This window comes from Acinetobacter johnsonii ANC 3681 (assembly GCF_000368805.1).
Lineage (GTDB): Bacteria > Pseudomonadota > Gammaproteobacteria > Pseudomonadales > Moraxellaceae > Acinetobacter > Acinetobacter johnsonii.
The window spans coordinates 180,436-199,285 of the sequence record NZ_KB849705.1 but is presented as its reverse complement, the minus strand read 5'-3'; the positions used below and the strand labels follow the sequence as shown (position 1 = coordinate 199,285).

Genomic DNA, 18,850 nt, shown 5'->3' with positions numbered 1-18,850 from the left:
GCTAAAACTTCATGTATATTTGGTGAATGTTTAAAAAAGAAATTAAGGTAAATATGAGCAAAGAATTAAATTTTGATTGGGATAAGTGGGTATCTAAAGCTAGCTATGAAGAGGTAATTAAGGAAAGACCATATCCTGTATTGACTAGGCTTGTGCCTACATCTTTGTGCCCAGCAGATGAGGATTTCTTGTACATTAATTCAATTGATGAAGTTTTAAATCTAAACGATAAAGATACAGCTAAACGTTGCTTGAAAACTATTGTGAGCAGTTATTTAAGTCGATTGGACCACAATAATGGCTTTGGAATTGATGCCCTTGTGCTAACCCAGAGGGAGTATGATTTTGAAGTGTTATGTTTACTCTTAACAGATCGGTTTGATGATATCCATGAATATTTTGATGGCGATTATGAACAAACTATTTTTGAGCCTAAAGAGTTATTCAAAGAAATATTAAATAAGATTAAAGCTTAAAAATAATACACAACAAAACAAACCTTAAAAAATGCTCAGATGGTGAAAAATTATCTGGGCATTTTTTATGAAAGACCAATGCAAAGCAGCCGTAGCAAAAGCCTTAGGCAAAGAATCATTAAACCAACAAGAAGCACAATTGATCGAACAGCGCATCATTGATGCTAAAAAAGCTATAGCGCGCAAAGACATTCAGGCGTGGCGCAATTTATCTGATTCTGAAAAGCTCACTAAAGCAGGTGAGTTCGTTGCTCAGGATATTCAAGACCAACTCAAACGAAAGCACGCCATAGCAGCGCGTGACATCCTGACTCAAAGTAAAAACCTTTCTGCTTTGGATCACCCAACACTGTCATCCAGTGAAGTTGTAGACCGTCTGGTTGCACCGCATGGTGACATGTCGGGTATTCAATCTATCGACTCAAAAGCACGCGGCATTGCAGCTATTTATCGCGGTGAACTTGTAGATTTTTACACCAATATTAAAGGTGGAATAGGTGTATTCACCGATAAAGAATTAGTAGGCAATATCGTACGTGAGCGTTTTGGTGACAACACAGGTGATCCAGTTGCTAAAAAGATTAGTGATAAAATGGGTAATGTTTTTGAAGATATGCGTCAGCGTTTTAATCGGTCAGGTGGAGATATTGGAAATTTAGGTGATAAATTTGGATTACCGCAAACACATGATCTTGCCAAGATTGTAAAAGCAGGTAAAGAAGAGTGGTTAAAAGACGTTCTTCCTGATCAGGATAGAAGCATGTTTGTACATGAAGACGGCCGTTTATATTCTGATGAAGAGATTAAGGCACTTTTAGATTATTCATATGACTCACTTGCAAGCAATGGTGCCAATAAAACGGAAATTGGTCGTCAATCTGCTGGTGGTGTTTCAAGCAAAGTAACATCTAAGCATAACGAAAGCCGGGTACTGCATTTTAAGGATGCAGATGCGTGGTTGAGATATCAAAATAAATATGGTGGTCTGCCATTGGTTGACCTTGTAGAAACCCATATTAATGGCCTTTCTAAAGATATTGCCTTGGTAGAAAATTTAGGCAGTAATCCAAAAAATGCCATGCGTATTTTGATGGATGCAGCAGAACAAAAAGACTGGCTAAAAGGTGTTGATGCGAGCACCACAGGAAAGACACGTAAACGCGCACAGACGATGTTTGATGAGTTTATGGGTGCGAATACACCTGAAAGTGAAGTACTTGCTAATTTAGGCTTAGCATATCGATCTATGAACGTGGCATCGATGCTTGGCGGTACAACTTTATCAAGCTTCACTGATCAGGCCATGATTAAGAAAACTGCAAATATTCATAATATTGCTTGGCGTAAGACTTTTGGTGAGTTAATTAGTCAGATAAACCCTAAAAATAAAGAAGATCGAGAGCTAGCACATAGCTTAGGTTTAGCAACAGAGGAAATGCTAGGTTCAATCGCACGGTGGTCGGATGATGGTCTAACTTCTGTCAGCGGCAAGAGCCAAAAGCTTGCACGGGTATCGAGCGCCGTAGCATCTCAAGTTATGCGTGTGTCTGGTCTCAATGCACTTACAGCCGCTTCAAAAGTTGGTTTTACTAAAATGCTCATGGAAAAATACGGACGTTTGAGCCGATCTAAAGCATGGGCAGAGCTGAGCGAGTTAGATAGGGAACTCATGCAAAAAACAGGACTGAGTGAGCGCGTTTGGGATGTTATGCGTTTAGCTGAACCTGTTGTCGATCGCAAAGGCAATCAGTTGATGTCTGCACGCTCTATCTATGAAATACCTGATGAAAAGTTATTGGCCTTTGGTGATCCGCAAAGGGTGCGTGATGAAGTGGCTTCAAGCTTTCAAGCACACTTACTGGATGAACAAGGCATGGCAGTTGTTGAGGCTGGATTGCGTGAAAGAACGTTCATGAGCGCAGGACAAAAGAAAGGAACTGTTACAGGCGAAATCTTTAAATCTATGCTGCAGTTTAAATCGTTCCCAGCAGCATTTCTTATGCGCCATGGTAGCCGTGCTATGAGTCAACCAACCAAAATGAGTAAGGCAGGCTATGGGATTTCAATTTTTGCTATGACTACATTGTTAGGTGCTTTGGTTGTCCAACTTAAAGAACTAGCAAATGGTAATGACCCACAAACGATGTGGGATAGTGATGATCCGCAGAAGACAATGAACTTTTTAACTCGATCAGCAGTGCAAGGCGGTGGCTTATCAATACTTGGCGATATCCTTGTGGCGGGTACTGACACCAGTGGGCGTAGCGCTTCTGATTTTATGGTTGGTCCTTTTGGCTCAGATGCTAAAGCAGTGCTTGGTCTTACAGTAGGTAACTTCACTCAGTATTACGAGGGTAAGGATACGAATGCAGCCAATGAAGCTTTCAAACTTTTTAAAAACAAAATACCGGCACAAAACCTTTGGTACACCAAAGCCGCTACTAACCGAATGATTTTTGATGAAATGCAAGATATGATTGCACCCGGTTATAGAGAAAAGCTTTTGCGAAAAGCTGAGCGTGAACAAGATCGTACGCGCTTTTGGGGAGACGATTTAGGTGATATTCAAGCACCTGATTTTGAGAGGGTCGTAGAGTGAAAAAAGAACTACTAATATTTGTTTTGACATCAATGATTTCATCATATTCATTTTCAAATGAGACAATACTTATTCCACCCGAATATAAGGATTCTTGGAGAGATGGAGTACAGGCTTATAAAATAGATAGGGATTTTTTTAACAATACTGCGCAAGTAGTTTTTATGTACGTTCCCAGTCTAAATATTAGAGAAGATTCATGGTTTACAAATTGTTTTTATAGTGACTACATGGGAATTAACTTATTTTCTTGTGTAACTCAAAATAAAAAATTTACTGTTTTAACTAATGACAACGGGACATCTGTAGTATTTAATTTAGATGAGTCTCGATCAAAATCAAGAGATTATAAAATTAATTATAAAATAGATAACTCACCTATTCAAACCTTTGACAATCCATCATTGTTACCGGGCAATAGTACAGATCATTTAATCTCAAACTTAATTGCAGGAAAAAAACTTACATATTCATGGAAAAATCCAACTGGTTTCTCTAGCGAAACGATAAATTTATTAGGGTTTAAAGAGTCTATGGAATTTGCTACTAAAATGTTAAAACTTAATAGTAAATAACTTACCCAACAAACCACAATTTATCCCCCTGTATATATCACTTATATAGGGGGATTTTTTATGCGTGATGATCAAGTAGAACGAATTAAACTGCTTTCAGAGGAAATAGCAGATGACATGGTGAAAACTGCTGTCATGGCAATGGGTATTGGTCTTGGCTCAAATCAGGAGCGCGGGAATAAGGGGTTTATGTATAAGATCGTTAAGGATCAGGCGGGTGTCATGGCTACGCTTCAGCGAATTTTGGACATTAAATCAGGAGCAATTCCACCAATTAGTGCAACAAAAGCAACTCAGGAAAAGCACGAACAAAATTTAATTAAAAAAGCAGAAGCTGATGCCGCGAAACTTAAACAGCGTATGAGCTAATGACTAAACCGAAGATCAGCTTTTTAGCGTTCTTCCTACTTTGGGCTGAGCTACAGGGTTGGAAGATACCCACTTTTCATATTCAAGTCTGTATTTTCCTTGAGGAGTTTTATCTCAATGGGCGTACAGGCTTGCTCATGCTTCCGCGTGGACACTCCAAATCGTCCATATTGGACGTATTTAATGCGTGGGTGATTTACTGCTGGCCTAGCACTCAAATCTTGCATCAAGGCACTACGGATGCAGATGCTTATAAGTGTTCAAAAGGTACACGTGATGTTCTTGAAAGACATCCTTTATGTATTGGGAATCCTAATGTTGCTATTCGCCAAGGCGAGGTTGAACGTTGGTTTGTAGAAGGCACTCCAGACGTTCGTTACGGCACCATGCTGGCAAAAGGCATCTTGTCGGGTGTTACAGGACATCGTGCGCACTTCATCCAAAACGATGACGTTGAGACACCACAGACCACGGCAAACCCTGAGCAAAGAGAGAAGCTACCTAAAAAGCTATCTGAACAAACGCACATTGCTATTCCTGGTGCAAAACGGCTTTGGATCGGCACACCACACACCCATGATTCGCTTTATGAAAAAATTAAGAAGCAGCGAAAAGTTAGTAAGCTGATTCTTAAAATGTTTGAGCATGAGAAACGTGTTGGGGACAGTGTCAAAGGTCAAAAGGTATTACTCGACTTTGAACCAGTGCATGCATTCTCAGGCATTGGTGTAGGTGCGAAATATCTAAGAAAGGGTGAAAACTACGAATGTAGAAAATTAAAGAATGCTTGGGAAGTAACCTTTTTAGAATCAAATTACATTGTCGATTTTTATTCAAAGGGGATTTGGGAGGAACGTTTCACACCTGAAGAAATGGAATTTCGGCGTGAGGAATGTAAAACCCTAAATGAATGGGATTCACAGTATCAGATGCATGCCAAGCCGATTGGTGATGTTCGTCTTGATCCTGACAAAATCCTTGCCTATGACTGTGAGCCAGTGCTGAGACGTGCGAATGGTCAATACCTCATGATGTTGGGTGAACGTCGTATCGTGGGTATGTCGGCGAAATGGGACCCATCTAGCGGCAAGCTTAAATCTGATATTTCATCTGTAGCTTTATTCTTACATGACGATTTAGGTACGAAGTATTGGCATCGATCAATTGCTTTAACTGGTCCCGATATTATTACAAATGATGATGGTGAAATAGTCGGGGGGCAAGTTTGGCAACTTTGTGATCTCGTTGAAAAATACTATGTTCCTAAAATTGTGATTGAAACCAATGGTATCGGTGGTTTTGCTGGATCTTCACTCAAGGCAGCTTTGAAGAAGAGAAAGCTGCGTTGTGCTGTCGAAGAAAGGCCTTCAACATTGAATAAAAATAAACGAATTCTAGATGCTCTTGAGGGTCCATTAATGTCTGGGCTTTTATGGGCGCATATATCAGTACTTGTTACGACTGGTGTGAACGGTGACGAAGAAGATTCTGCAGTTGCGAAGCAAATGCGGGAATGGAACCCTGCGGTTTCAAGCCAACCTGATGACTACTTAGACTCAGCAGCGGGTGCAATTACTGATCAACCTGAACGTGTCGGAAAAATACACAGAACTAATGAAGTGAATGAGCGTCCTAATTGGAGAACAGACGGTGGTGTTGCAGAAGCCACCTTAGATTTTAACGATTAGGGGGCAACTATGGCAGTCCAAGAACAAACGCCATATATCGAACACGTTGCAAATGGTGTAACTACATCATTTGCTTTGGGTTTTGTGTGCGATTCAGCAGATAATCTGGTAGTTACTATAAATGATTTACCAACAAATGTTGGTGATTGGTCTTTTAGTGATGGGAATGTCGTTTTTCAATACCCTCCATTATTAGATTCATTAATTAAAATTTGGCGTAATTCTCCGTTGGCCAGAAGTACGACATTTAAAACTTATGACAACTCACTTAATCCCAATTCGCTGAATTTTGACTTAGACAAGATTTGGCTAGTGATGCAGGAATTGAATAGTAATCGAGAACTATTAAAAAAAATAATCCTCGAACAGATTGAGTTACAAGGTTTAACACTAGATCAGCTTTTAGAGTTGAATGAAGATTTCTTTCAACGACTATCTAATCTGAATTCTGATAAAAATTGGGATGCTGCATTTATTGCATATGATGGTGGAAACCAAGAACAATTTAATGATACTCAAAAATCAAAAAATGAAACTTTCGAAAACAGTATTGAAAGCATGGCTACATTAGAAATAACAAAAGATATAGCGCAAAAAAAACTCATTCCAGATTTGTTTTTACCAAATTTTGGCAATTCAAAAAAAGCCATGGTTCGTCGTGCTCAATATACTATTACTGATGGCTCTACAGTTGGTTCTCGTTATTGGATTGTTGTTTCTAAAGCAGGAAGCCCAAATAATCACTTATTGTTTGAGTTAAGACGCGGTGTACTTACTTCTACAGGATCATTGGGTGGAGCTGCGGAGTTTCTGCGAGTGACATCAATTTATGATGGCGGGCCGGCATGGGTAGGGAAACATGCGAATAGTGCTGTTAGCGATCCAACTCATTGGGCCGAAGTTGAATATACTCCATCTGGCTATACAGAACGATTATCGCATTCAGTCACTCCGAATGTTGATCTTCACAAATATTATGCTGTGCAAGGCGTAGCGCTTAATGAATTTATTTCATTTAACGCACAATTTGATAGTGCGGGAAAAGCCAATCTGCAATTCCTATGTACTGCGGGTTCAAGCGGTCAAGTTGAGCTTTATATTGATGATGTACTGAAAGAAACAATCTCTCTTACTGCTGCAACTGCTGCAATTTATAGACATGCACTTAAAGCCGCTCCGGGCTTTCATACAATAAAAGTTGTTCGGAAAGCTCTTGGTTCAGTAAGTGTTTTTGGATGCAACTATTCGTCTATTACAGATGGTGAGTTTACCTCTGCTGCTGATGGCCTTGTTTTTTGGCATAACAATCAATTATATACTTCATCTGAAGGTGCAAGTGATTATGCGATCGTCGAAGAAACTACAGGTCTACTGGGTGGCTCTCTACATGGTGGTGAAACCTTACAGAAGCAAATATTTAATATTGATGGTGTCTATGGCGATCCTCTTGCAGCTATTCGTGTTTTTAGCAATCTGGAAATTCGCCAAGAAACAACTATTGATTGGGGTTCAGGAAAAATTCTGAAAAATGTAAATAGCCATATCTTCAATCAAAATGGAGGGTATCAGTTTGATAATACATTTATTAATAAAGTAAGTAGTAAGACATTCTATACTGCAATGCATACAACTCCCGAATCATTCACAAAAGTAATTTCACCTAATTTCGTGAACTTATCATTAGAAGCGGATGGGTTTAAATATTTAAATCGCTCTAACACTGTTGTTCAAGAAGACTCTACAACAAGCAAGCGCATCTATACTCAGACGACAATTTTCAATGAAGAAAACAATGTCTATGGTGCTCCGACAGTACGAAAAGTCACAGGGAGCTACAATAAACTTTATTATGGTGCGGCAATTTCAAACCCCGTAGCACTTGAATTAGGTGATTTCTCAGTAAGCACAAGAAAGATATTCACTTAACACTCAACAAACTTCTATTACCCCTGACCTTTAATTAGATCAGGGGTTTTTTATTACCAAAAATTAGGGGGCGAAATGTCTGAAACAACAGGGCAAGCAATTGCCGAAGCGAGTGCGGGAGTTACGTCGATTTCAACCAAAGCGACAGTTGGGGGATCAATAGCGGGGTTATCGGGGAAGTTTTTGGGATTAGACCCTGTTACCGCCTTTGGTTTGGCAATAGCCCTTATTGGTCTATTGGTCAGCTTCATGAGTTTTTTAGTTACCTGGTACTACAAGCGCCAAGAAAATAAGCGTGCAGATCAACTCCATCAAATTGCGCTACGAAAAGCGAATGGTGAATGCAATGTCGAATAAAACCAAGATAGCTGTAACCATGGCAACCGTGATTAGTTTGGGCGGTGTGGCGTGGACACAAAGCCGTGAAGGGACTGTACTCAAGCCTTATTACGATAGTGTCAAAGTAGCAACCATCGGAACTGGGACAACGGTCTATCCAAACGGCAAAACTGTCAAAATCACTGATCCGCCAATTACCAAGAAACAAGCAGCTGAATATCTACAATTCCACATGAACAAGGACGCCAAGATTTTCAACAAAACGCTTGTTGGTATTCCGCTTTCTCAAGCTGAGTATGACTTATATATGGACTTCACATACCAGTTTGGCACTGGCGCATGGTCGCAGTCTTCCATGCTTCGTAACTTGAAATCACGCAACTATGTGCAAGCCTGTAAGTCGTTATTGAAGTGGAAGTATGCAGCAAAGCGCGATTGTTCAATCCGTTCAAATAACTGCTATGGCGTTTGGACACGACAGCAAGCGCGCTATGACAAATGCATGGGAGAAAACTAGATGCCCTTACTTTTACTGATTTGGAATAACAAGCGCTGGACTTTAATCATTGTGCTTTTGATCTATGGATTCTTTCAAACATGGCAATCCAATTCACTGGCTGGTGATTTGAACAAGGCTAAGGCTGATTGCAAAACTAAGGTGCAGCAAGAAGTCGATAAGGCCGTGAAGCCTTATAAGGACGCAGAGCAGAAAGCACAAGAACGAGCACAGAAAGCAGGTGAGGACTATGAACAAACCAAAGAAACCGAACGAGTCAAAACAGAAACGATTACACGTGAAGTGCAAAAGATCATTGAGCGTCCTGTTTATCTCAACACTTGTTTCGATGCTGCTGGGGTGTCAGCAGTCAATGCCGCTGGTAATACCGCCGAACCTGAAAGCGCGATGCCCTGATTTGCAAACACTTGAATCGGGGCAGGGAAAAGACATTCTGCCGATTATGATCGATGATCGCCGCAAGTATGTAGATTGCCAACAGCGCCACTCAGCAGTAATTTCGATAGTTGATAAAAAGCCCTCTAAGTGAGGGCTCTTATTACAATCCTTTAAAAAGTCGACTTCTTATTAAGGCCGCTCCTGCAGCCCCGATCATGTCTTGGAATGTTGAATATTCAGATATACTAGCAATGAATGTATTTAATTCTTCGTCAGGAATAGCCTCAAATTCCTCAAGCGTTTCAAATTTGAAACCGCCTTTTTCAAACAATTCATTTAAGTCATTAAAGGGGGTATTGCTCTGTATAAATGAATCATTCAAAATCTCAGTTAGAGAAACACCACCAGAACCCTGTAAAGCTTTAGCATTATTAGTTAATTTCTTTAAACCACTTAAATCTGATTCTATTTTCATTCTCGTTTTTAAACCTTTTAATATAAAATGAATGATTAATATCGCTCATTAATTAATCTTTTTAAAGACCTAGAATTGATAACATCGAAATAAAGAAGCAGTCATTTATTTTCTAACAACCTTAGCACCTTTCCAAAACTCCCCACGTCGACGCACTAAAAATGAACTTGCAATACTTTCAGCATGAAATACTTTGGCATCGTCCTTATCATCGACCCAAAACCATTCAGGTTGATAAACTTGTTGGATATCTGAAAAGTCATCGTATTCCAGTATTTCTTGTGTTGCATCTCTATAGGCAAGCCACTTGCCATCTTTTGTGATGTAGGCCATTGCATACCCCTCAAAGCACAAACTTCATAATTTATTCAATAATCTTTTTCTTTTCATAAACAATATACAGTACATAGGTATAACTGTAACACATGCAATATTCCGAACCTATAATATGGTGGTATAGTGCTCTTGCAGATTGACCGACTCAAGAGAATTTTGAGTCGGTTTTTGCGTTTAATATCTGTGGATAACTCATTTGTAACACCAAAAATACACCAATGAGATGCAACTTTCTGATTATTATAAGGAGTATCTATACAATGATTTTAGTGACTGGTGGTTTAGGCTTTATAGGCTCTCATATTGCTTTGAGCTTTATGGCGCATGGGCAAGAGGTCATTATTGTAGACAATTTATCCAATGCGAACTTACAAACTCTTGAACGATTAGAATTTATTAGTGGCATGTACTTGCCTTTTGTCAAAATTGATATACGAAATACGCCTGCTTTAAACAAAGTTTTTGAGCAGTATTCCATCGATGCGGTGGTGCATGCTGCAAGTTTTAAATCGCTTGAAGAATCTGTACTGAAGCCTTTGGAATACTATAACGATAATGTCAGTTGTATCATGAGTTTACTGCGTGCCATGCAGCGCACAGGTGTCCGAACTTTGGTTCATCTTTCAAGTCTTGCGGTCTATGGTGAATCCAGCCTACATTTAGAAGAAGATTTAGAACTGAATTACGGCTATCCAAACCCGTATATCAAATCGCAGCAAATGGTCGAAGAAATTATTCGAGATACAGCAAAAACGGATAATGAATGGAAAATTGCAATTTTAAGAATGGGCAATGTTGCTGGTGCATTTGAAAATGCGATGCTCGGAGAACTGTTCCCGCCTTTACCGAAAAATATTATTCCACTGTTGATGCAAGTCGCTGCAAAACAGCGTGATCATATTGAACTTAGAAAAAGTGCACAAACCACAGATCATACCGTAGAGCGTAGTTTTTTACATATACTCGATGCCTGTGATGCGATTGCTGCTTCGTTACAATGGTTAAGTACTCAACAGTTTGCTTGTGATGCTTTTAATATTGCAGGTCAAAGTGTGTCGATACAGCAGTTGGTTGAAAAAGTTGAAAATGTGACGCAAAGTGATATTGCTACAGTCGATGTGAAGGATTCGAACATCGTGGAATTAGATCAGGTCGCAGCCGAGTGTAGTAAAGCGAAAAACGTTTTACACTGGCAAGCGAAGCGCAGTTTAGAACAAACCCTTGAAGATGGATGGCGTTTCTACCGACAAAGTCTAGATGGTCGTTAATTAATTTAATGATAACAATTATCATTTACATATTTTTGCTTAATCATTAAGATAAGGAAAACAAGCGCAAAATAATCATTTTGCAATTCACTTAAAAAGGAAGAGGTTAAAATGCAAACACGTATTGAACATGACACGATGGGCGAAGTTGAAGTACCGAGTGAAGCACTTTGGGGTGCTCAAACTCAGCGTAGTTTGCAAAACTTTAAAATTGGTAGTGAACGTCTACCACGTCCAATGATTCGTGCCATGGGCTTAGTGAAAAAAGCAGCAGCATTGACCAATGCTGAGCTCAACCAAATTCCACAAGAATTGGCGCAATACATCGTCGGTGCTGCGGATGAAGTGATTGCAGGGCAGTGGGATAGTCAGTTTCCTTTGGTGGTATGGCAAACTGGTTCAGGCACACAAAGCAACATGAACTGTAATGAAGTGATTGCCAATATCGCCAATCAGAAACTTGGCAATCCCTTAGGTGCACAAAAACCTGTACACCCGAACGATCACGTGAACCGTGCTCAGTCGACCAATGACTCCTTCCCAACGGCGATTCATGTCGCAGCAAGTATTCAGATCAATGAATTACTGATTCCTGCGGTGACACAGCTTCGAGATACTTTAGAGGCAAAGTCTCAAGCATTTGCTGACATCGTCAAAATTGGCCGAACTCATTTACAAGATGCGACACCCTTAACCTTAGGCCAAGAATTTAGCGGGTATGTTTCTCAGCTCGATCACGGCTTAAAGCGTTTACAACAAGCACTTTCAGGCTTGTATGAGCTGCCTTTAGGTGGAACCGCTGTAGGTACAGGATTGAATGCTCATCCTGATTATGCAGAAAAATCAGCGGAGCAACTGGCACAGTTGACAGGACTGCCTTTTGTGACTGCACCAAATAAATTTGAAGCATTGGCTGGGCGTGATGCAGCAGTGTTTGCTTCAGGCGCATTAAAAACGCTTGCGGTAAGCTTGAACAAAATAGCCAATGACATTCGCTGGTTGGCAAGTGGTCCACGTTGTGGTTTTGGCGAGTTACGTATTCCTGAAAATGAGCCAGGCTCAAGTATTATGCCGGGGAAAGTGAACCCGACTCAAAGTGAAGCGATGACCATGGTGGTGGCTCAAGTCTTAGGCAATGACACCACGATTAATGTTGCGGGTGCATCGGGTAACTTTGAGTTGAATGTATTCATGCCAGTGATTGCGTTTAATTTGTTGCAGTCGATTCAGCTTTTGGGTGACGCATGTAATAGCTTTAATGATCACTGTGCAGTGGGTATTGAGCCAAACCGCGAAAAAATTGACCACTTCTTACATGACTCATTGATGTTAGTTACGGCTTTAAACCCAGTGATTGGCTATGAAAATGCAGCGAAAGTTGCCAAAACAGCGTATAAAGAAGGCAAAACCCTAAAACAAGTGGCTGTGGAGTTGAACTTGGTCACTGCTGAGCAGTTTGATGAAGTGGTACGTCCAGAGCAAATGATTTCCCCAAATGTAAAATAGCCCTTGACCCAGATGCTCAACTAAAGAGCAAATGAAAATCAGCGGTTTTTATCTTTGGGCGAAGTCGGTACAATGGTCGACTAAAGATAAACTGCTGATGAGTTACCATGCTTGATATTTATTTGACAGATGTTCAGAAAAACGTGCAATTTAACGATTATCCGGGTGAACATCCAGTTAAATTTGTTTTAAATTTCAAAAAGATTTTCCCAAGTGTTATGGAGTTATTGCTTCCTGTACTACCTGAAAATGAAAATCTTGAAGAAATGACATGGGAATCAACCACGACTGACTTTGAACTTTTCAAACTGTTGTTGAGTGGTTGGGGCGTGATTGAATTACGCTTAAACGCGATCAAACAGTTTAAAGATAAAGATTTTGCAGATGCTCTAGTGAAACGTGCACAACAAAAGCGCAAAGACTTTGCAAAAGCACAGCAACAGTTGAAAACAGTTGAACTTGATTATTTATTTATGCATGAGATTCATGCATTGATCGATGCAGAATTGGTTGAACTGGGTGAAAAGTTCTATTTACCCGTTCTTCGTGACTTATGGAAAAATAAAATTCCAACTCAAGTCTTAGAAGCCAAATTTTAAGTCATTCAAAAAATCCTCCAAATGGAGGATTTTTTATATCGATAGCAAAACTATGTATTTGCGAGCATAAGAAAGTATTTAAACTGCATCTAAAGCACTAAATTTTATTATTTGGTCAAATATTGGAATTAATATTGCTTGATACATTGCGTCATCATTCACCGTATAGTCTTAAGGATTTTATAATATGTCAAATCAGTTCATCGACTTAATCACAAAGCGTCGTACCATTTATGCCATTGGTAAAAAGGTCGAGCACAGCCCTGAATTTTTAACTGATTTGATTCAAACTGCCATTAAACAAAGCCCATCATCGTTCAATTCACAGTCATCTCGGGCGGTAATTTTATTTAATGCGGAACATGAAAAGTTCTGGACTTTTGTGGCTGAAAAACTGAAGTCTTATGCTAAAGATGCAGAAAGCGAGGCTAAAACAACGACAAAAATGGCCAGTTTTGCAGCAGGTATAGGTACAGTTTTATTTTTTGAAGATTTAGATGTAATTCAGAACCTACAAGAGCAATTTCCATCTTATGCTGAAAATTTCCCAGTATGGGCAGAGCATTCAACTGCAATAGCACAGTTTGCAACTTGGACTGCATTACATACCTTAGGTTTAGGTGCATCTTTACAGCATTACAATCCAATTGTAGATGAAGAAGTCCATGCTGAGTGGAATGTGCCTGCAAGTTGGAAACTGCGTGCACAACTGGTCTTCGGCTCGGTTGAGGGGGAAGCTAAAGAAAAAGGCTTTGTGGATGATGCTGTACGCTTTAAAGTCTTCAAATAATCAATCAAAAAGCTGCTTCATATGGAGCGGCTTTTTAGACTTAGTTTTTACAGATCGGCTACTTCTTCATTTTTCGGTAGTCACTCGGGCGAATAGGGCGAGTGCCGCGCCATAAACCTTTCTTATGTTTTTTCGCATGACTTTGTAAAGCATTCATATGTTTCAAATGCTTTTTATCCTTAATATAGTCCTCATAGACCCATGCTGCACCACGTTTGACCATTTCTTCATTCATACTTCTCCGAAAACGGTAGATTTCACCTACACAGCGACCATAACGGTCAATGTCTGTAATGCGAACACGAACCACTTTCCGATAAACCATTTTTTTGATTAAGCGTTTTGATTCAGGCCCATAGCTTTGAGTCGACTCAGGCGCATCAATATAGGCAAAGCGTAATTTGGTTTCAGAGCGTCGAAAGTTAAAGCGATAACATGTCAGTGTATCACCATCACTTATAGCCGTAATTCGACACCAATAGGTTTTACCTTTTTTAAAAGGATGGAGAAATTGGCTGAGAGCATTTTGTATTTTATAAAAAGTAAATACCAGTATCAGGCAAAGGACGAAGCCAATACCGATGAGCCAGCTATTGGACAGGTGATCAAACATAGAGGAGATCAATAGAAAATAAAAATATCAAAAAGACATTGTATGGCAGATACGCTATTTAAAATGCTTTAAGTGATCTCAAGTGTTTATTTTTCATAAGAAAGTAGATGTTTAATTAAACAAGTAAACAGGAACAAAGTTCTGGCGAAATAAAAAAAGCAAATAGCTAGTTTATTTAGAAATAGCCTAAGCAAATTTATGAGATATAAAAATAGCCTAAGCAAAAATTTTATAAATTTCACTCCTTAAAAAATGGTGTCTTTTATTTTCCATTAAATTTTTATGCCAATAAATTCCAATATTCATTTGCGGCAGTTTCACAGGAACATCAAAAATATTGAGTAAAGGGGAAACATGTAAATGGCTCAAAATATTTTGAGGAATCGTTAAAATTGCATTTGGATATTGCTCTAAAATTTGTAGCGCAGTGGAATAGTGCTGACAACGCAAAAAAACCTGTCTAGACAGTTGCTTACGATTTAAATGAACATCTTCAACCAAAACACCAGTACGCCGCGAAGATACACCAATATGCGGTGCAGCCAAATACAATTCAGCATTGATTTGCTCGAGCTGAGTACAAGCCACAAACTGGTCTTTGACTAAGCTCTCAAATTGAATTTTATCGCCAAAATTTTGTTCCAAATCAATCACAAAATCAATTTGTTGAGAAACTAAATCGGCATCTACTGTTTTACGGTCCAGCTTACTACTCATGAACTGAATACTTAATCCAAGTTTCTGAAAGTGAGCGACTAACTTTGGGAAAACAATTGGTTCGATTTCATCATGAATCGCAATTTTTAGGCTTTGAACCATGTTCGGGTCGAAGCTTTGCTGCTGCATAGAAATACTTTGGATTGCAATTAAAGCATTTTTAATAATCAGATAATTTTGTTCTGCAAAAGGTGTTGGAAGCATTTGGCTGCCAGAGCGAACAAATAAATCATCCTTTAAATGGCTACGTAGACGCTGCAAGGCATGACTGGCAGCAGACTGCGTAATCGACAAGATTTGAGCTGCTTTTGAAATACTTTTTTGCTCATAAATTGCAATAAAAAGCGGGTATAAATTGATATCGATGCGATGAAAAAGGCCCATATCAATGGGTGACTTACTATGAATGTTGTTCATGCTGATCTATAAAATAAAATCATTTTGTTCATATTAGTTTTCAGGTTATGTTGATGTAAAGCGAAAATATCAAAATAGATCGAAGGAAGTAGCCATGTTTGAACTCTCAGCACGTGCTCAAGATTATGTAGAACGTACCAAACAATTTATTCAAAACGAAATTGAGCCTATCGAAACTGACTTTTGGCATGAGGTACATGAACTGAACCAAGGTGGTGACTGGACCAAATGGCGGTGGCCCGCACAACTTGAAACGCTAAAAGCCAAAGCAAAAGCTGCGGGTTTATGGAATATGTTTTTGCCTTGTCCTGAATTGGGTCAAGGTCTATCGGTTCAAGAGTATGCTCATATTGCAGAACTCACAGGTCGTAGTCTTCTTGCGCCGACCGTATTTAACTCTAATGCGCCTGACAGTGGGAACATGGAAGTATTGTGGCGTTATGGCTCTGAAGCTCAAAAGCAAGAGTGGCTTACGCAGCTTTTAGATGGAAAAATTCGCTCTGTTTTCTGCATGACAGAACCAGCTGTTGCTTCATCCGATGCGACCAATATGCAAGCAACAGCCGTGATCGAAGGCGATGAAATTGTGTTAAATGGCCGTAAATGGTGGTCTTCAGGCTTAGGTGACCCCAATGCCAAAATTATTATTTTTATGGCACATACACCAGATGAAACCAAAGATCGCCACCATCAACACTCGATGGTTTTAGTGCCTGTTGAAACGGCTGGAGTCAAAATAGAACGAATGTTACCAGTCTTTGGTGACTACGATGCACCCCATGGTCACGGTGAAATTAGCTTTAGTAATGTTCGTGTTCCTGTTTCCAACTTTATTGGTGGTGCAGGTCAAGGTTTTGAAATTGCCCAAGGTCGTTTAGGCCCGGGTCGTATTCATCACTGTATGCGCTGCATTGGTGCTGCGGAAAAATCTTTAGAGTTGATGATCGATCGTGGTATGAGTCGTACTGCATTTGGCAAAGAAATTTTAAAATTAGGTGGGAACCTAGAGCGCGTGGCTGATGCACGTGTTGCAATTGATCAAGCACGTTTATTAACCTTGTATGCTGCGTATAAAATGGATACTTTAGGGAATATGGCAGCGTTAACTGAAATCTCTGCCATTAAAGTCGTTGCGCCAAGTGTGCTTGAAAAAGTGGTCGATATGGCGATTCAAATTCACGGCGGAGCAGGTGTGTCGCGTGATACGCCTTTGACAGGTTTCTTCGCTCAAGCACGTTCACTACGATTGGCCGATGGGCCAGATGAAGTCCATAAAGGCATGATTGCAAAACTAGAACTGGCAAAACGCGGCTATAGTACGCGTCGTAAAAAATAATAGAGGAGAAGATCATCTCTTTAATTCATCGTGTTGAAATAAGAATAGATGATCTTCTAAGTTATAAAGAAAAGATTGATAGTTTGGGAAAAAAGAATGTCAGCGATTGATGTAGGTGGAACAGTTCGGGCGGGTGAAGAACTGGATGCTGTAGCCGTAGAAAACTGGCTCAAAGCACAAGGTGTCGATCTACAAGGGCAGGTTGAAGTCACGCAATACTCAGGCGGTGCGTCTAACTGGACGTATAGATTGAAATACGACAATGTCGATCTAATTCTACGCCGCCCCCCCAAAGGTACCAAAGCTAAATCTGCACATGACATGGCACGTGAATATCATGTGCAAAAGAATTTAACCCCTTTTTATCCTGTACTTCCCGAAATGGTTGCATTGTGTCAGGACGAATCGGTTCTTGGCTGTGACTTCTACGTGATGAAACGTGTAGAAGGCATTATTCCACGTGCCAACTTACCGAGAGAGCTAGATTTTAAAGAAGCCCAAGTTCGTGAGTTGTGTATCAATGTGATTGATAAACTGATCGAACTTCATCAAGTGCCATACCAAGGCACAGAACTTGAGAACCTTGGTAAAGGTGATGGTTACTGTCGTCGTCAAGTGGAAGGTTGGGACGCTCGTTTTGAAAAAGCCAAAACCATTAATGTCCCTTCATTTAAATATGTGCGAAAGTGGCTGAAAGATAATATTCCAGCAGACTCAAAAACCTGTGTAATTCATAACGATTGGCGGTTTGATAATGTCATTTTAGATCCGAATCATCCGACGCAAATTATTGGCGTTTTAGATTGGGAAATGGCAACGCTTGGCGATCCACTGATGGACTTAGGTTCGGCTTTGGCATATTGGGTTGAAGAATCGGATAGTGCACTTTTTAAAGCCACACGTCGTCAACCGACAAATCTTAAAGGCATGTTCACACGTAAAGAAGTGGTCGATTATTATTTAGAAAAAACGGGTTTAGACGTCGAGAATTGGACCTTTTATGAAGTCTTTGGCATTTTCCGTTTAGCCGTGATTGCCCAACAAATTTATTATCGCTATCACCATAAACAGACCAATAACCCTGCCTTCAAAGATTTTTGGATTTTGATTCATGCTCTCCATATTCGCGCACTTAAATTGATTGGTTTACAGAAAATTGAAGCCAATGAAGTTGCTCAAAAATACATTGTTAAAATGAAGGAAATATTAGGCAAATGACCACTATTTATTTCATTCGCCACGGGCAAGCATCTTTTGGTGCAGAAAGTTATGATCAACTCTCTCACAATGGTGAACTCCAAGCCAAAATTTTGGGTCAATATTTTGATCAGATCTTAAAAGAAGCGCCTATGGTGGTGTCAGGCTCCATGCAGCGACATCAGCAAACGGCATGTATTTCTTTGGCTGAATGCTTTCCTGAAGTAGATGTCTTAACAAATTCTGCATGGAATGAGTTCAATCATCAGCAAGTCTTTGCTCATTACGAACCGCGTTTTAACGAGCCACATTTACTCAAAGCCGATGTGGCTAAAGAGTCGAACCCACGTGCATATTTGGCCAAGATATTTGAAGGGGCAATTGAACGCTGGACAGGTGGCGACTATCACCATGAATACGATGAATCATGGCCTGAGTTTAAAAGTCGAATTGAAGTCGCTTTACAAGATTTGTGTGATGAATTGGCTCAAAGCAAACCGCGCTATGCTGTGGTGTTTACTTCAGGCGGTGTAATTTCAGTGGTTGCAGGTAAGCTGTTAGGTTTAAGTCCAAATAAAACTTTTGCGCTAAATTGGGCTATTGCCAATAGCAGCATGACCACATTACGACTGGTGGGGAATGAACCGCAGCTTTTAAGTCTCAATGAACATCATTTTATTAAAGCCGAAAACTCAAACTTACTGACATGGATCTAAGGACAGGATTAAG

The 18,850-nt window shown here is 39.9% G+C and carries 20 protein-coding genes; 16 read left to right on the top strand and 4 right to left on the bottom strand.

Annotated features, from left to right (window positions below):
* The first annotated feature begins 26 nt into the window (after nt 1–26).
* From F946_RS05185 to F946_RS05145, 9 genes are all read left to right on the top strand, one after another.
* On the top strand, nt 27–476 hold the full coding sequence (locus F946_RS05185) for a hypothetical protein (protein ID WP_228128100.1): 450 nt from the start codon (nt 27–29) through the stop codon (nt 474–476).
* A 67-nt stretch (nt 477–543) separates the two neighbouring features.
* Nucleotides 544–3,075, top strand: a complete 2,532-nt coding sequence (locus F946_RS05180) for a hypothetical protein (RefSeq protein WP_004979873.1) — start codon at nt 544–546, stop codon at nt 3,073–3,075.
* Nucleotides 3,072–3,650: a hypothetical protein gene (locus tag F946_RS05175; RefSeq protein WP_004979871.1), complete on the top strand. Its 579-nt coding sequence runs from the start codon at nt 3,072–3,074 to the stop codon at nt 3,648–3,650. Before F946_RS05180 ends, F946_RS05175 begins: the two co-directional genes overlap by 4 nt.
* Nucleotides 3,651–3,710: 60 nt before the next feature.
* On the top strand, nt 3,711–4,019 hold the full coding sequence (locus tag F946_RS05170; RefSeq protein WP_004979869.1) for a hypothetical protein: 309 nt from the start codon (nt 3,711–3,713) through the stop codon (nt 4,017–4,019).
* Nucleotides 4,019–5,707: a phage terminase large subunit gene (gene terL, locus F946_RS05165; protein ID WP_004979866.1), complete on the top strand. Its 1,689-nt coding sequence runs from the start codon at nt 4,019–4,021 to the stop codon at nt 5,705–5,707. Before F946_RS05170 ends, terL begins: the two co-directional genes overlap by 1 nt.
* A 9-nt stretch (nt 5,708–5,716) precedes the next feature.
* The gene (locus F946_RS05160) at nt 5,717–7,633 is read left to right on the top strand and encodes a hypothetical protein (RefSeq protein ID WP_004979864.1); all 1,917 of its coding nucleotides are present in this window, start codon (nt 5,717–5,719) and stop codon (nt 7,631–7,633) included.
* Nucleotides 7,634–7,708: 75 nt separating this feature from the next.
* Entirely contained in the window at nt 7,709–7,990 is a 282-nt protein-coding gene (locus F946_RS05155) for a holin (RefSeq protein WP_004979861.1), read from the top strand.
* Entirely contained in the window at nt 7,980–8,489 is a 510-nt protein-coding gene (locus F946_RS05150) for a lysozyme (protein WP_035326449.1), read from the top strand. The genes F946_RS05155 and F946_RS05150 overlap by 11 nt, the downstream gene beginning before the upstream one ends.
* Entirely contained in the window at nt 8,490–8,885 is a 396-nt protein-coding gene (locus tag F946_RS05145) for a hypothetical protein (RefSeq protein ID WP_004979858.1), read from the top strand. It begins immediately after the preceding gene.
* Nucleotides 8,886–9,027: 142 nt separating this feature from the next.
* Here F946_RS05145 and F946_RS05140 read toward each other — a convergent pair whose 3' ends face one another.
* Nucleotides 9,028–9,342 carry a hypothetical protein gene (locus tag F946_RS05140; RefSeq protein WP_004979856.1) on the bottom strand — a complete coding sequence of 105 codons (315 nt, stop codon included), beginning with the start codon at nt 9,340–9,342 and terminating at the stop codon, nt 9,028–9,030.
* A gap of 105 nt (nt 9,343–9,447) precedes the next feature.
* Entirely contained in the window at nt 9,448–9,675 is a 228-nt protein-coding gene (locus F946_RS05135) for a hypothetical protein (protein ID WP_004979854.1), read from the bottom strand.
* A gap of 263 nt (nt 9,676–9,938) precedes the next feature.
* Here F946_RS05135 and F946_RS05130 point away from each other — a divergent pair, with 263 nt between their 5' ends.
* The 4 genes from F946_RS05130 to F946_RS05115 all read left to right on the top strand — a co-directional run bounded on the left by F946_RS05130 (nt 9,939) and on the right by F946_RS05115 (nt 13,841).
* Entirely contained in the window at nt 9,939–10,946 is a 1,008-nt protein-coding gene (locus tag F946_RS05130) for an NAD-dependent epimerase/dehydratase family protein (RefSeq protein ID WP_004979853.1), read from the top strand.
* A gap of 111 nt (nt 10,947–11,057) precedes the next feature.
* Nucleotides 11,058–12,452: a class II fumarate hydratase gene (gene fumC, locus F946_RS05125; RefSeq protein WP_004979849.1), complete on the top strand. Its 1,395-nt coding sequence runs from the start codon at nt 11,058–11,060 to the stop codon at nt 12,450–12,452.
* 107 nt (nt 12,453–12,559) lie between these two features.
* A complete protein-coding gene (locus F946_RS05120) occupies nt 12,560–13,051 on the top strand; it encodes a hypothetical protein (protein WP_004693302.1) in 492 nt (163 codons plus the stop codon).
* A 187-nt stretch (nt 13,052–13,238) separates the two neighbouring features.
* Nucleotides 13,239–13,841, top strand: coding sequence for a nitroreductase family protein (locus F946_RS05115; protein WP_004979848.1), 603 nt, complete (start codon nt 13,239–13,241; stop codon nt 13,839–13,841).
* 58 nt (nt 13,842–13,899) lie between these two features.
* On the opposite strand, the gene F946_RS05110 is transcribed toward F946_RS05115, so the two are convergent.
* Both F946_RS05110 and F946_RS05105 read right to left on the bottom strand, forming a co-directional pair.
* Complete coding sequence (locus F946_RS05110; protein ID WP_004979847.1) at nt 13,900–14,454, bottom strand: thermonuclease family protein; 555 nt, start codon at nt 14,452–14,454, stop codon at nt 13,900–13,902.
* A 216-nt stretch (nt 14,455–14,670) separates the two neighbouring features.
* Nucleotides 14,671–15,588, bottom strand: coding sequence for a LysR family transcriptional regulator (locus F946_RS05105; RefSeq protein ID WP_004979846.1), 918 nt, complete (start codon nt 15,586–15,588; stop codon nt 14,671–14,673).
* A gap of 94 nt (nt 15,589–15,682) precedes the next feature.
* On the opposite strand from F946_RS05105, the gene F946_RS05100 reads away from it, so the two are divergent.
* The 3 genes from F946_RS05100 (at nt 15,683) to F946_RS05090 (ending at nt 18,837) form a co-directional block, all read left to right on the top strand.
* Nucleotides 15,683–16,924, top strand: coding sequence for an acyl-CoA dehydrogenase family protein (locus F946_RS05100; RefSeq protein WP_004979845.1), 1,242 nt, complete (start codon nt 15,683–15,685; stop codon nt 16,922–16,924).
* Nucleotides 16,925–17,020: 96 nt separating this feature from the next.
* On the top strand, nt 17,021–18,142 hold the full coding sequence (locus tag F946_RS05095; protein ID WP_004979843.1) for a phosphotransferase family protein: 1,122 nt from the start codon (nt 17,021–17,023) through the stop codon (nt 18,140–18,142).
* Complete coding sequence (locus tag F946_RS05090; RefSeq protein WP_004979841.1) at nt 18,139–18,837, top strand: histidine phosphatase family protein; 699 nt, start codon at nt 18,139–18,141, stop codon at nt 18,835–18,837. The genes F946_RS05095 and F946_RS05090 overlap by 4 nt, the downstream gene beginning before the upstream one ends.
* Nucleotides 18,838–18,850: the final 13 nt, after the last annotated feature.